This window comes from Fusobacterium varium (genome assembly GCA_021531615.1).
Taxonomy (GTDB): domain Bacteria; phylum Fusobacteriota; class Fusobacteriia; order Fusobacteriales; family Fusobacteriaceae; genus Fusobacterium_A; species Fusobacterium_A varium_C.
The window spans coordinates 1-14,878 of the sequence record JADYUE010000053.1 but is presented as its reverse complement, the minus strand read 5'-3'; the positions used below and the strand labels follow the sequence as shown (position 1 = coordinate 14,878).

12 protein-coding genes and 1 pseudogene are annotated in these 14,878 nt (G+C 28.9%); 6 read left to right on the top strand and 7 right to left on the bottom strand.

Going from position 1 to position 14,878, the window contains the following annotated elements; translation table 11 throughout:
* The first annotated feature begins 137 nt into the window (after positions 1-137).
* From I6E31_11505 to I6E31_11480, 6 genes and pseudogenes are all read left to right on the top strand, one after another.
* Entirely contained in the window at positions 138-518 is a 381-nt protein-coding gene (locus I6E31_11505) for a M15 family metallopeptidase (GenBank protein ID MCF2640585.1), read from the top strand.
* 48 nt (positions 519-566) lie between these two features.
* Positions 567-734 (top strand): hypothetical protein, encoded by a 168-nt coding sequence (locus tag I6E31_11500; GenBank protein ID MCF2640584.1) that lies wholly within the window; start codon positions 567-569, stop codon positions 732-734.
* A gap of 2 nt (positions 735-736) precedes the next feature.
* Positions 737-1,000 carry a hypothetical protein gene (locus tag I6E31_11495; protein ID MCF2640583.1) on the top strand — a complete coding sequence of 88 codons (264 nt, stop codon included), beginning with the start codon at positions 737-739 and terminating at the stop codon, positions 998-1,000.
* A 311-nt stretch (positions 1,001-1,311) separates the two neighbouring features.
* Positions 1,312-1,680 carry a PH domain-containing protein gene (locus tag I6E31_11490; GenBank protein ID MCF2640582.1) on the top strand — a complete coding sequence of 123 codons (369 nt, stop codon included), beginning with the start codon at positions 1,312-1,314 and terminating at the stop codon, positions 1,678-1,680.
* A gap of 180 nt (positions 1,681-1,860) precedes the next feature.
* Positions 1,861-3,402: a hypothetical protein gene (locus tag I6E31_11485; GenBank protein ID MCF2640581.1), complete on the top strand. Its 1,542-nt coding sequence runs from the start codon at positions 1,861-1,863 to the stop codon at positions 3,400-3,402.
* 3 nt (positions 3,403-3,405) lie between these two features.
* Positions 3,406-4,173, top strand: a pseudogene (locus I6E31_11480) (autotransporter outer membrane beta-barrel domain-containing protein).
* A 153-nt stretch (positions 4,174-4,326) separates the two neighbouring features.
* Here the strand turns inward: I6E31_11480 and I6E31_11475 are convergent.
* The 7 genes from I6E31_11475 to I6E31_11445 are packed head-to-tail and all read right to left on the bottom strand — an operon-like array spanning position 4,327 to position 14,805.
* Complete coding sequence (locus tag I6E31_11475; GenBank protein MCF2640580.1) at positions 4,327-4,833, bottom strand: hypothetical protein; 507 nt, start codon at positions 4,831-4,833, stop codon at positions 4,327-4,329.
* Between the two features lie 11 nt (positions 4,834-4,844).
* Positions 4,845-6,815 (bottom strand): AAA family ATPase, encoded by a 1,971-nt coding sequence (locus I6E31_11470; protein ID MCF2640579.1) that lies wholly within the window; start codon positions 6,813-6,815, stop codon positions 4,845-4,847.
* Positions 6,815-6,973 carry a hypothetical protein gene (locus I6E31_11465; GenBank protein MCF2640578.1) on the bottom strand — a complete coding sequence of 53 codons (159 nt, stop codon included), beginning with the start codon at positions 6,971-6,973 and terminating at the stop codon, positions 6,815-6,817. Before I6E31_11465 ends, I6E31_11470 begins: the two co-directional genes overlap by 1 nt.
* Positions 6,957-9,122 (bottom strand): DEAD/DEAH box helicase family protein, encoded by a 2,166-nt coding sequence (locus I6E31_11460; protein ID MCF2640577.1) that lies wholly within the window; start codon positions 9,120-9,122, stop codon positions 6,957-6,959. The genes I6E31_11465 and I6E31_11460 overlap by 17 nt, the downstream gene beginning before the upstream one ends.
* Before the next feature lie 12 nt (positions 9,123-9,134).
* A complete protein-coding gene (locus tag I6E31_11455) occupies positions 9,135-10,286 on the bottom strand; it encodes an aminotransferase class V-fold PLP-dependent enzyme (GenBank protein ID MCF2640576.1) in 1,152 nt (383 codons plus the stop codon).
* A gap of 12 nt (positions 10,287-10,298) precedes the next feature.
* Positions 10,299-13,904 carry a restriction endonuclease subunit S gene (locus tag I6E31_11450; protein ID MCF2640575.1) on the bottom strand — a complete coding sequence of 1,202 codons (3,606 nt, stop codon included), beginning with the start codon at positions 13,902-13,904 and terminating at the stop codon, positions 10,299-10,301.
* A 13-nt stretch (positions 13,905-13,917) separates the two neighbouring features.
* A complete protein-coding gene (locus I6E31_11445; protein MCF2640574.1) occupies positions 13,918-14,805 on the bottom strand; it encodes a DUF4007 family protein in 888 nt (295 codons plus the stop codon).
* Positions 14,806-14,878: the final 73 nt, after the last annotated feature.

Genomic DNA, 14,878 nt, shown 5'->3' with positions numbered 1-14,878 from the left:
CAATTGCTAAACAAAAAGATCTACTTTCTGCTTATGAATACTATATAACTAATAATCCAGTTGTATAAAAAAGTGGGGAATGGGGGTAACCAATGGGGGCTGGTTATCCCTTTTTATTTTAGGTTTAAGGGGGGAATATGAATAGAGCTAGTGAGAGAACAAAGGAGAATTTAAGATTTGTTGATTATAGATTAAATATGTTAGTAGGGTATGTTTTGGCTATTTCAAAGGTGGATTTTTTCGTCAATGAAGGGGTGAGAACACAAGAAAAACAACAGGAGTATTACAGGCTGGGGACAACTAAAATCGATGGGGTGAAAAATAGATCACAGCATCAGTTGGGAAAGGCGATAGATGTGTATTATGTCGGTTGGAAAAAGGGGGTAGAGGATGAAAGAAAGTGGAAAGAGTTAATAGATACATTTAGATCGGCTGGAGTGAAACTGGGAATAAAACTTACTTTTGGCTATGATTGGGGTTGGGATAAACCACATATTGAGATAGATGAGAAGGAATAAAAAACTTTTAATTGAAGGTGAAAAATGATAAAATAAAGGTGAGAGATTATGAAATTAATAGTGACATTTGTTAAAAATTTCCTATGTAAATATTTAGGAACAGTTGTTATAGAGAGGATCATTATAATTTTACTTGAGGAATTGGTGAAAAGATCTGAGAGTAAGATTGATGATAAAATCTATAAGACTGTATTTGAGAGGGTACAAGGTGAGTGACAATGGAACTGGAAGGGATAATTAAAAATATAATCTCATTTCTAACAATGTTAGGTGTTTACCATAGGTATATGATAACCTTGTTAGATAGGGCAAATGAGAGGATTGAGAGGGAACTAAACAAGAAAATCAACCTCGAGGAGTGGGAAAGGGAGAAGGAGCTCTTTCTAAAACTTCAGTCTAACAATACTAAGAGCTTAGTTGAGGCATTGGAACGGATAGATAAACGTATTGGACGGATTGAGGAGAAACTGATGAAAAGTTAAATTAAACTTATCCTAACATCAAGTTGACGTAATTTAGAAGTGAATATTAGAAATCCTCAGCGAAATGGAATTAAGAAAATGCAACGTGTTTGAACGAGCTTGCGAGTGAGTTTTGCATTTTCAATGGAATGAGCCATAGGGATTCTTTATTCACTGACATGGAGACAACTTGATGTTAAAAAGAAAAATTAGATAACTTAAATTGACTAATTAACATAAATGCAAAGGTACTTTGCTGTAACAATAGGGATATGCTATAAAAACAAAGTTCAGTATTAAATAACAAAAAACAACAAAAGGGGAGAAGTGTTATGTCAATACCAGCAGAATTATTAAATATGGTCTTTGTAGAGGAGCTAAAATCTACACCACCTGAAATTGAAAAAATGCTTGTAAATGGTGAAAGGGTGATTGCATCTTTTAAATCTTTGAGAGATATTGGAGCAATTACAAATAAGAGAATTATCTACTTTAATAAACAAGGGTTGATTGGGAAGAAGATTGAGACATACTCAATACCTTTGAGATCAATAGATATGTTCTCTTCTGAAAATGCAGGGATAATTGATTTTACAACTGAGTTTCAACTTTGGACGAAGGTTGGGGTTATGAAGATGAGTTTTCCTAAGAAAGTGGATGTGCATAATATAATTAGAGCTTTTTCTGAATATATTTTGTAAAAGCTTCAAATAGCTTTCTGTGATAATTCATGGAAAGCTATTTTTGTTTTAATCTAAGAGTATAATAACGTTTATTTTAGTATATTAGATAATTTTTTTAAAAAATAAATTGCTAAAATAACAGTTATGGGGTATATACTATATTAGAGAAATAATAAATTTAACTGGGAGGAATTTATTATGGAATATAATATTGAAAGTTCATTAAAAAGATTTTTAAAGAGAAAAGTTAAAATTACAATGGAATTTGTTGTGGCTTTTATGATAATGGGAACAGGAGCACTTGGAGCAGATTTTTTACAAAAAGATGCGGCTCTTCATATTAATAGTAAAATAGATTCAATTAATGACTTAAATTATTCTTTAAACACAGAAACAACTGAGAAGTTAAATCAAGTAAAAAATGGTATCCTTATAGAAGGAGAAGGAACAACTTTAAATATAAATAGTGAAAATATAACAATAATTCATAAAGTTTTAAATGATACTGATGATACAGGATGGAGTAGAAGTGCTATAGATATTCAAAAAAGTGGTGTTTTAAATTTAGGTAATGCTAATACTAAAAGTATAAATATTGTTACAACAACTGACAATGATATAGCGGTAGGAATAAAAGCTTTTAGAAATGATGGAGCATCTGGAGGTAAAGTTAATATACAATCAAACAACTTAAATATAAAAGCTAAAAGTACTAATTATTTTGCTTATGGAATATTTGCATATAATAGTACAACTCCAGAGGATATAGAGGATAAAGGAAGAGCTGAGGTTATAATTAACTCTAAAAATGTATCAATAGAAGCTGAAGGTAAGGAGAAAGGTGTTGGATACTCAAATGGTATTATAGCTTGGTCACAAGGTATTGTGAAAATAAATAATGGAAATGTAACTATAAATGCTGATAATGCTATCAATACTAGAGGAAACTCTTTAGTTGAGATAAATGCTGATAATAAGGCTGAAAATACAGTAAATTTAAATGGTAATATTATTTTTGAATATAATAAATATGAATCAGGAACACCTATTGAATCAAATATTAACATTAATTTAGCTAATAAAAACTCTAAATTTACTGGACAGATAACTTCTGCAGGGGATCCACCAGCAGGAAAAGATAAAGTTACTGGTATGGCTTTAGGACTTTCTAATGGTGGAGAGTGGGAAAATACAGGAGAAAGCTTTGTTAATAATTTGACTTTAAATGGTGGAGTTGTAACTAATAAAGGTACAGATTATGATATTAAGGTTGATAAATTGTTAGGTAATGGTGGAGATATTAATATGGTTGCTGAAATAGGAAAAGATGGAACAGCAACTTCTGGTAAACTTGCTATTGATAAAGTTGATAACAAAGATGCTAAATTTAATGTAAACTACTCTGGAGAAGGAAAACTTGAAGTTAGTCAAGAAGAAGCTAAAAAAGTTTTTGATGATTTAGCAGGAAATATAACAGTAGGAGAGGGAAGTAACTTTAATGCCAATGCTAAATTAGAAGAGGGACTTATTTCAAGAGAGTATGAAGCTGAGTTTGTAAAAGGTAGTGGCGATGATGTAATTGTAAAACCTGAAACTGTTAAAGTTGGAAATTTAAATGTAATGGTAGAGGGAATGAGAGATTTAGCAACTATCAATGTACTATCTTGGAGACAAGAGATGAGTTCATTAAATGAAAGAATGGGAGAACTTAGAAACTCAACCGGTAGCAATGGAATTTAGGCTAGAGTTTATGGTGGAAAAGTTGAAAATGGTAGCAAGTATGACAATAAATATCAAACATATCAAGTTGGATATGATAAGAAATATCCAGTAGAAAATGGAGATCTATTTGTAGGGGCTTTAGTAAGTTACACAGACGGAAAAACTAACTACAACTTAGGTGATGGTGAAAACTACTCAGTTGGTGCTGGAGTGTATGCAACTTGGTTAAATAAAGATGGACAATTTGCAGATGTTGTATTAAAACAAAGTAGATTGCATAATAAATTTGATGTAAGAAGTAAAAATGGTAAACTATCTCAACATGGAGATTATAGCAACTGGGGAACAAGTTTAAGTGGAGAATATGGAAGAAGATTTGACCTAGATGATAAATTCTTTGTTGAGCCAAGTGTACAATTGACATTTGGAAGAGTAAGCAGTGAGGATTATACAACAAGTGAAGGGGTAAAAGTTGAGCAAGATACAGCTTATACACTTGTTGGAGATGTAGGAACAGCAGTTGGATACAAATTTAGTGACAAAGGAAATATCTATGCTAGAGCCTCATTGGTAAAAGAGTTTAAAGGGGATATTGATACAAAATATAGCTATGGAGAAGCAACAGAACACACTTCAGAAGATCTATCAGATACCTGGGGAGAATTTGGAGTTGGAGTAAACTATAGAATTAAAGAAAATGTAAATATGTATGTTGATATCCAAAGAACAGAAGAAGCAACAGTTGAAAACAAATGGCAAGCTAACTTAGGATTTAGATGGGAATTCTAGGGTAAATTATAAAGGATCCTCAGTAGAGATACTGGGGATTTTTTAATTAAAGAACTCTTTTTATAGTTTTCTTTTTAACCTAACCTAAATAATATAAAAAAAAGACCCAAGCCCATTTTTTTGAACTTGAGTCCTAAAATTTAATTTCTATAATTAAAACATATCTTCAAAATCTCTCTCTTCGTTATTTATACTATCAAATTCATTTACAAAGTTAAAAAGATTTAAAATATAATCTTCCGTATTTTTTCCTTTTTCTATAATCTCTTTATGTAAAATTTCAACTCCACCTAAGATATAATTATTAAAATGTTCTAAATCTTTTTCTCCCTCTGGAGTACCAATATTTTTAAAAGCTTTTTCTATTCGTTTTTCATAGTTTGATTCATATTTTTTATCATTTAACATAATTAAACGATAATTATATTTCATATCATCTTTTATATTTAACATTTGTTCTAAAAATATTTTTGTACTATCATTTGATGACTTGTCAATTACACTTTCTTTTTTATTTAAAAAACCTATAATTGGTGCTAATAGCAATACATCTAAATTTCTACTAAAAATTTTATAATTGCTTTCTTTTCCAAATGAAGATGTTAATTCCTTTACATATGTAGCATGTTTTCCTTTAAATACATATTCTTTATCAAACATCTATACCACTCCTATATAATTTCACTATTAAACTCATTTATTTTTTTGATAAAGTTTTTCTTTCCAATTTTATTAGCTAAATTTTCTTTAGCTAAATCCCCATCAGTATCTTTAATAAAAATTATTACTTGCTCAGCTATTTTTGGTAAAACTTCACATATTTTTTTTATTCTTTGTTTGTCAAAGGCTGATAATGGAGCATCCATTACTAACGGATATGGTTCTGAAGCTAATTCTTTATTCTCACTATTTTGATACTCTCTTGCTAACTTGATGATACCACTTATAAATGCAAAAATTACAGATATACTTTGAGCAGTAGAAGTTTCTGTCTCAAAATTCGATGCATGAACTCTTATTCCATAACTTTCATCAATATCTAAACTTAATCCGCCATCATAAATAGTTTTAAAAATACTATTTATTTCATTTTCTAAAGCTTCTCGTAATTCTTTTTCTTTCTCTTCAAGTTTTTTCTTTAGCTCATTATACACTTCTATTGCATAAGATTTATATATCTCTATTCTTCTATTTTCTTTATTAGCTAAGTTTAATCTACTTATTTTAGCATCAATAAGGTTTATTTGAAAATCAGTTTTTCCTTTTTTTTCTTTTAACTCATCTTTTTCTCTAGTATATATATTTAAATCTACTTCAGCATTTTTCTTAGTTGTCATAATTTCATTAATTATTTTTCCTACATCTTTTCCAGATAATTTTTCCTCTAATGATTTTAAAATATCTATAATATCATTTATCTCATTTTGGTAACTTTCAATATCATTTAGTTTCTCTTTCATATTTTGATATAAAGTAATATTTTGTCTAGTTCTAGCCTGAGATTCTTTTATAAAATTTCCTATAACAGTTCCCAAAGATTTAGGTGGAAGATATTCTAATAATTTTTTTAAATTATTATATTCTTCGCTTCCTTCTGTTATTTCTCTTCCACAGATACATTTATGATGATCTAATAAATACTTAATTGCTTTTGAACTAAGTTCGGGAATTGTTTTTTCCTCATATTTTAAATCTTTTAATTCTTTTATTGTATCTTTTATTAAAAACTGAGTAAAATAAGAATAGTATAGATTGTTGAACTCCTTTAATAAAAAATAAATTTTATTATTTTTTTTATTTTCAAAACTTAATCTATTTTTTTCTAATTTTTCAGTTTCTTGTTGTAATTTTCTAGATTCATCTAAATCTTTTAGTTTTGTGTTGCACTCTTTAATTAAAGATTTAGCATTTTCTTCCAACTCTAAAAGTTCATACATTCTTTTTTCATCTTTTTCAGCAATAGCTTTATATTTTCTCAGCTTTTCAGCTTCTTCCCTAACTATTGCATTACTACTAACATTATAGCTTTCTACATATTTTCCTACTACACTTAACCTTTTCCCTGGTTTTAAATGATCTATAGCAGATATGATAACATTTAAACCTAAAAGACCTCTAACTGCATCAGCAAACTCATTACTTTTTTTACCACCCTGAATCTCTTTACTCATCTTTTCTATACGTTCCCCATCAAAGAAAAAATATTTTGAAAGTTCTTTAGGTAAAATGCTTCTTATCTCTCTTTCATAATCCTTTACTTTAGCTGTTATTCCATCTTTAGTTTTTCTTGTCAAAACAACTTCTGTAGGATCTCCTATAATACTTCCATTAGCTCTTTTTTTATATGCTCCACTTCTTTTAATTTCATATTTTATACCATTATGTTCTAATCCTATTTTTACAATTACTAATACACTTGAATTTACTGAAAGATCTCTTTCTTTTTCTTTATTTAAAACACTTTTTATTTTAAAACTTGTTTCTCCATAAAGACACCAAGTAAAAGCTTGAGCTAATGTCGTTTTTCCAGCTCCATTATTCCCCATTATTATTGTTACATTTTTTTCATTATCAGTAGAAAATTCTATTTTAGCTTCTTTTAATTGTCTAAAATTATATAGTTCTATAAATTCTATTTTCATTAGTCAATTACAACCTCCTCTTCTATAATTTTTTTTATCTCTTCTAACATTTGTGAATCTTTTAATTCTTTTGTAGCTAAATTTTCTTTTTCTATGACAATAATTCTTCTTTTTATTTTTTCTAATACTCTTTTATCAATTTTAACAACATTCTCCATATTTTTCTTCCTCCTCAAGATATTGAATATTATCTTTATAAGCATCTTTTACTTTAAAAATTAACTCTCTTGCATCTATTGAATTCATTGCTAGTCTCCCAAACTCCTCTATTCTAACTAGCTCTTTTCTAACTAAAGGTATCTCAATCTTCATCTGCTCTAAAGTAAGATATTGAACTGCATCTAACCTTCTAGGAAGAGTTATAAAGTCATAGATCTCTGCATACTCCTTATCTATATTTTTACTTTTCCTTAGAACTCTTCCCCTTCTTTGAATATACTCTTTAGGATTAGTTGTACTAGCTAAAATAAAAGCTGTTTTTATATTTGGAATATTCACCCCCTCATCTAGACATTTAATAGCAACTAGCCCTTGTAAATCTCTATTTTCAAAGGCATTTTTTATCTCTTTTCTCTCTTCAATAGTTTCATTAGATGTAAATTTTCCAACTTTCATATTTAATTGGTTACCCAATATTTGTACCACTGCATCTATCTGCCTAACATCCCCATTATCAGTGTCACTACTATCATTTTCAGGCTTTAAAACATTAGTAGCACCACAGTATACAAGCATATAGTTATCATCTTTATATGGAGTGATAACCTCTTTTAATTTAGTTAATTTCCCCTTTGCTCCTGCTATCAATCTAGACCTTTCAATAGCTAGTATCTCTCCATAAGGATCTAATCTCTTTTTTCCATCTTTTTCTATAATATGTTTACAAATCTCATAACTTAAATTTCTATACTCTTCTAACTCCTCTTCATCTAAATAAACTAAAATAGGATAATATTTATATGGAGTTAATTTTCCCTCTTTTATAGCTCTTTCTAAATCATACTCAATAACTTTCTTTTCAAAAAACTCATATAGTTTCTCTGTTCCCAATGTGTCGTTATGTCTTTCTAAAGTTGCTGATAGAGCTAATCTATATTTATAGCTATCATTTAAAGTTTTTTGTAATCTAGGAGAACCAAAGTTATGTGCCTCATCTACTACTAACAATTTATCCCCTTTTATCATATCTAAGCTATCTTGAACATCATTTGAAGAAAAAGTTGCATTGGTACAGATAAAACAATAAAACTTATCTAATTTTAAATTCTGTTTTTTTATACTTCTCTTCAATCTATCTTTCCAATCTCTTTGAGGTGATGCACTATAACCTATTATAGGTTTTATGTTAAATTTTTTTATATCTTCAACCCACTGCTCAACTAAGTGCTGATATGGACAAACAATTATTACAAATAGATTATCTTCTAAAAATTTACTTAGCTCACATATAGCACCTAATCCTGTAAATGTTTTTCCTGCCCCAGTTGCCATATCAAAGATGCCTCTAAACTTATTTTCTCTCCATTTTTTTATAGCCTCTAATTGGTATTCATAAAGTTGAACTTCCTCTGGCATTTGAGGAGTATTAATTACATATTTTACTTTTGGTTCTTGAGCCTCTAAAATTTCATTTATAGATTTATTCCCTTTATAATATCTCTCTAAAATCTCTTTTTTCAATTCTGGAAACTTTAAGATTTTTATATCTTTCTCCTCATCATTCCAAATTTTTTCAAAAGCTATTTTTTTATTTTCAACTCTTCCTCTATCCCCATCTGTCCAAGAGGTAAAGGTATCAATTGTCTCATAATTTTCTAACATAGCCATTCTACTTTCATTCATAGAACCAGAGAAAGCAACTATATCTCCTTTTTCATCATAAAACAACCCCATTTTTTCATGATAGATTCCAGATGTCTCCATAAAAGCTATCTTTATATCTAAAACATTATCAGCTATTAACTCTGCCAATAAACTTAACTGTTTCTCTTCAACAAAATTTTTAGGATTATTTAACTGAAAAAGAATATTCTGTTTCATAGCCTCTTCCCTCAATTTATATCCTTTTTCAATATCCTCTATATCCTTTTCTGAAAGTTTTGGAGAAGCTACAAGCTGTATCTTCCCACCATTTTCAACAAATCTACTTATTCCCTTTGCTATCTCTGCTAAAGAGGTTGAAGAAAAAAATCCAACAGCTCTTTGATAAAGACAGCTCTCTTCTAAAAGTGGAATATAGAAATCTCTAACTATTTCATCTTGAAATCCTCGGTACTCTAATTTTATATTTATATCTCTTAGCCCCATTTTCGTCCCCTCTTACGAATTTTCTCTTATATAATCTAAAGCTACCTTTAATTTATCAAGTTCATCATCAGTTGTAAAATAGCTAACACTTAATCTCACTGTTCCTGCTGGAAAAGTGCCAAAAAACTCATGTGCATATGGTGAGCAATGCAACCCTGTCCTCACTGCAATATCCATATCACTTAGCACCTGTCCTATCTCATCAGGTGCATATCCCTTAAACACACATGAAACAACACCAACTTGCTCTTTAGCCTCTCTATAACCTACAATCTCAATATTCTCATAGGTTTTCAACAATGAGATAAGCTTATTAAAAATCTCCTTCTCCCTTTTGTAGATATTTTCTATCCCAATATTTTTCAACCATTTCAATGAGGCATTTAACCCTGATATTGCTAAAATATTGTGACTACCCCCTTCATACTTTATAGGGAAAATATCTGGCATATTTTGATTTGCTGACTCCACTCCTGTTCCACCATAGATAAGAGGTTTGAGATTAATATCTTTCTTCATTACAACCCCTGACACTCCTAAAGGACCATAAAGTGTCTTATGTCCAGCAAAAACAACAGCATCAATATTTTCATTTCCAACATTTAGATCTATCAATCCAGCTGTTTGGCACATATCTATAAAGTTAAAAGCACCATATTTTTTACTCTCTTCAACTATCTTCTCCACAGGAGCTACAATTCCAAAAACATTGCTACTGTGGCTACAAATAACTACATCTGGATTCTCCTCTTTAAAATCAGCTTTTATCTGCTCAAGATCATACTCTATCTTCTCTTTATTAAAAGCTAATATTTTTATCTTTAAACTATATCTATCTTTTAAGTGAAAAAGAGTTCTAGTAACTGCATTATGCTCAAAAGGTGAAATATATACAATTGAATTTTCTTTCCACTCTCTCCCTTGTAAAACTAAGTTTATCCCCTCAGTAGCTGTACTTGTAAATACAACTCCCTTATTTTTACAATGAAGAATCTCTAACAATAGTTTTCTTGTTTCATCAACTAAGAAACTTGCTTTTGATGCTAGTTTATGTTGTCCTCTTCCTACATTTACCCCATTTTCTCTATAAAACTTATCCATAAAGCTATATACTTCTTCAGGTTTAGGAAATGTAGTTGCTGAGTTATCAAAATATGCTACCATCTCAATCTCCCCCTAACAAAATTTCTCTAAAATATCTATTAATATCTGTCTTATCTCCTGTTCACTAATTGACTCTCCCATCTCATCTATTGAACTTAACAGATCATTATATAGAAGAGTAGCTCTCTTGCTACAATCAGTTCTATCAAAAGTTTTTACCTGTTCAGCTCCGTTGACATCTGTAAAAGTGATTTTATATGAATTTTTCTCTTCCTTTGCTCCTATATTCACATTACTATCAAACTTTTCAACTCTCTCTTTTATCTCTATCAATTCAGCTAAAAATCTTTCAACTGTACTTTTACTCCAATCCTCTAATCTCAATGAACTTACTATTCTTCCTAATTTAGATATAAATAAACTTTCGTTGTTATCTGATTTTTCTATTAGTTCTAGCACCTTATTTTCACTTTTATTGAAGATATGCTCTTTAGTTTCACTTTTCAATCCCTCTTCCCAATCTTTAACTACTGATATTAAAGAGATATCACTATTTCCCTTAAATATTCTCTTTATATCTACAATTAATCTCTCTTTTAAATCTTCAATTAGATTCTCAAAGTATTCTTTTGTATCTCCTATCTCTTTTAAAAGTTCACTATCTAAAGTACTGCAATTAAAGATTTTAGGCAGTTTTTCAAAAAGAAAATCTCTAGGATTGTCAATCTCATTTCTAAGTTCATTTAAAAAGTTTAACTTTTTCTTTTCTAACTCTCTATATTCACCATTTCCAATATATTGAGATTTTAGCTCCTTAGAATATTTAGGAAGTGATAGATACCATTGTTTCATACTTGTAACTTGATTTTTTAAATTGTTCAATCTATTTTTGTCCCCAAAACTATACTCTTCAAATATCTTATATATCCCCTCTAAGTATAGGTTTTTCTCTTCACTCCAGTTCTCTATATATACAGAGTATTTTTCAGGATTTTTATTGATATTGCTCAATAGTTCAGCATCTATCTTCTCCTCTCCCTCTTCTCCTTTTATAATTAAAGATTTTCTGTATTTATGAATTAAAACTGCTAAATATATAGGGATAACCCCTCTTTTTAATCCTATTGAATGTTCTGGAAGTATAATCTCATCATATAACTCCTTAAAAGATCTCCACTTAGAAAGAATTTTATGAGCAAAGAAATTATCAATAGTGTCTAAAAGATTTTTTAATTTTTTATCCTCTATTTCTAAGTTGATCTCAAGTTGTTTATATGGAGTTTCTCTTAAAATTCCACTATTTAAAAGTAAAGTTCTCATTATAGTTACATCTTGTCCAGTTCCTTTAAGTCCTAAATTTTCTTCTAATTCACTTTCTAAAAGTTTAGCTACAACCTTATTTCTACTATTTAAAGTTGTAGTTGAAAGCATATTTTTATTTATTGTTTCATTATTTATTATTGGAGTATTAAAAAATATCTCTTCACAAATATTGGATAAAAGATTTGAAAGATGAGCCTTTCTATATATTTTTTTCTTCTCTCCATAGTGATAATAACTTGCCTCATCTCTCTCTGGACGTGCAAAAGAGTCTATATATGAGAATATAACCTCTTGTAGATCATTTAAAATCAGCTCATACTCCTCTTTTAAAACTATATCCTCTTCTACATCTTTCAACAGTTCCACAATACTTTTATATTTATAAATAAGTTGCTTTATATTTTTAAATTTTTTAGGTAAAATAAATACAATTTGTTTATCCTCTTTTTCCTCTTTTAAAAACTTTTCCAACTCGTCTATATCTTCTCTAGAGCCAGGAATAATACCAAAAACAACTCCATCACTATTTTTTAGATTCTCTTTAATCTTTAAATAGTTTCTGTTATAGATATCCCCATTTTTTATAAATATAAAATCAAAATATCTAACTATCTCATTTTCATCATTGTATCTTGTAGGGTAGAGATAGTTATCATATGGAATATCATTTAATAGCTCAATAAATGGAGTTTTTAAGAGATTCTTATTGATATATTTAGAGATCTCATTTTCAATATCCACTCCACTATTCTCTTTAATTTTTAGATAGTTGTTACTTAATTTAAGATAAACTAAACACTCTTTCTCTTTAAGAGTATTTAAACTACTAATTATCTCATCAACAGAGTAGCTCTCTTTAAATATTTCAACTATTGTTTCCTCAGTTGGAGCTAATCTTTCAAATTGCTCTATTATATATATCAAAGCTATTGTTTTTAAGATCTTAGCCTCTAAAGAGTTCTCATTAACTTTTCTTAATACTATTTTTAATAGTTTATATGTCTTGTATATCTCACTATTATAATCTTCTTTTTTCAGTATCATATCAAAATAATCAAATATATAATCTGGTGTTATCAAATTAAATCTATTTTCATCATTTGATTTTAAATACTCATTAAGTGTATATTTTTGCTCAGCAGATAAGAAAGTAAATAGGGTTCTTTCATTTTGAGCTATCTTTTCAGATAATCTCGGCAGAATAAATATTGAAATAGGGTGTAATGGATAACACTCTTTTATAAATTTAATATTGCTCTCTTCTAAAATATTTTTTATAAGATAGTTATTTTCTAAATTCTCAAAGTTCTCCCTATTCTCTTTTTTAAACTCTCTCCAAAATTTGCTATCTTTTTTTATAACTTGAGAGATTATCTCATAAGTTTGTTCAAAATCATTTTGGGTATTTACCTCTAAAAATCTTCCAGACACCCCTTGCCAAGCATCTATCATCTCTCTTGTAATATTTTTTGTAAGATAGTTAGATAGTTCCTTGTGACTTATTAGCATTAGATGAAGTTGTAGATTACCACTTCTACTGCATTTCTCTGCAAAGTCTTGAAGTAGCTTTATATCTTCCATATTTGTAGTTTCAATATTTCCCTCTAAATATTTACTAAACTCATCATATACAACATAAATTCCAGAATATCCCTTGTTTTTTAAAGCAATAGCAACTTTTTCATAAGTTTCAACTATATTAGCTTTGAAAAATGGATTAAATCTACTTCCAGAAGTCAATTGAGGATAGATATTTTCAAATTGCTTATAACTTTCTAAATCAAAACTTCTTACCCTCTCAATAAATTCATCTATTGGAATATCTAATTTCTCTTTTAATCTTCCAAAAGTCTCTGGATACTCTTTTTCCCAAATCTCAATAGTTTCTATTACAGATGAAAAGTTTGTTTCAGGCATTAACTCATCTAAGCTCTCTTTTTTTAAAGTCTCCTCTAGAGAAAATAGAAAATCTTGCTTTAAACTATTTCCATTATTATTTATAACTATTGGAAGTATCTTTTTGTCGCTTTCTAAATACTCAACAACACTATCATAAAGATCTTCGTTATACTCTTTTATCTTAGTTAATAAGTTTTCAAAAATATCTTTATTCTTCTTAAATAGCAGAGATAAGATCACCAATACTAAGTGTGATTTTCCCTTTCCATAAGCTCCTACCAATATTCTAGCTCTTTGGGTAGAAGATATATTTGTGCTTAACCATATCTCCTCTAGCAACTTAATTCCAGATATTGTAGGAATAAACTTTCTTATTTTTTCATCATCATAGAGATCAAAACCTATATTTATAGATGTTTGAAACTCTTTTAATGTCTCTATATTATTCTTTCCCATTATATTTCTCCACCTAATTATTTTTCATTGAATTATAGTACTCACTTATACACTGTAAATAATCCATATCTTTTGTTACTCTAATTACATCAAGTCCAGCAGTTCTAACAACTTTGATATAATTTTTTCTCTCTAAAGAGTAAAGAAGTTTTAAAAGATTAATTATATCTAAATTAAATAGTTTTCCAATCCCTCTCTCCTCAGATAGAAGAGCTGATATCTTAATCTCTTTTTTATTTGGGTACTCATATAAGATCATAGCTAGTACTATCAAAGGATTTAGATTTTCTATTAATATCGGAGCTTTCTTATATATCTTCTCCTTTTTATTAACTATATCTATAAGGTTTAGCTCTCCTAAAGGACAATCTATATTGTTTTCAGGGGTTACCTTTGTTGTAGAACTTTTTATTCTAGGTATATAGGTATTTAAAAGACATGTACAATCATCTTCTAAAACTCTCTCTGATACCTCTCCACCACCTTTAATATTGATATAGTTTTTTAATTGTGTTTTTAACTCCTCTTTTGTAAATTCAATATTTTTTAAAACATTGAAGAAAAAATACCAAGTAGTTGCATTTTCACTATTAGTTGCTAAAAAATAGTGTAAAAGTGCTAATGTTCCAAACTCCTCTATATATGGATCATTCTCATTGATTAAAACCCCTACCTCTGTTAGCTCCTGCATCTTCTTTCCTGCCATCTTCTCTCTAGTAAGTCCCACAACTTGTAACCAATATCTCAAAGATTTAACCATATTTGTTCCAAGTCCTAAAATATCACTAGGATTTTTTCCCATAAATACATAGGGATCTTTTAAAATATTTCTTATTCCTTTATTTAGCCAACCTTTTCTTATAAAAAAGGTTTCATGTCCTCTAAATTTCATCTTCTCCATTTTTTCTGGCTCTTTGTCAAATAGTGTTGGTGGAAAAAACAAATAAATTTTCAAGTAACTCCAGTGATTTTCG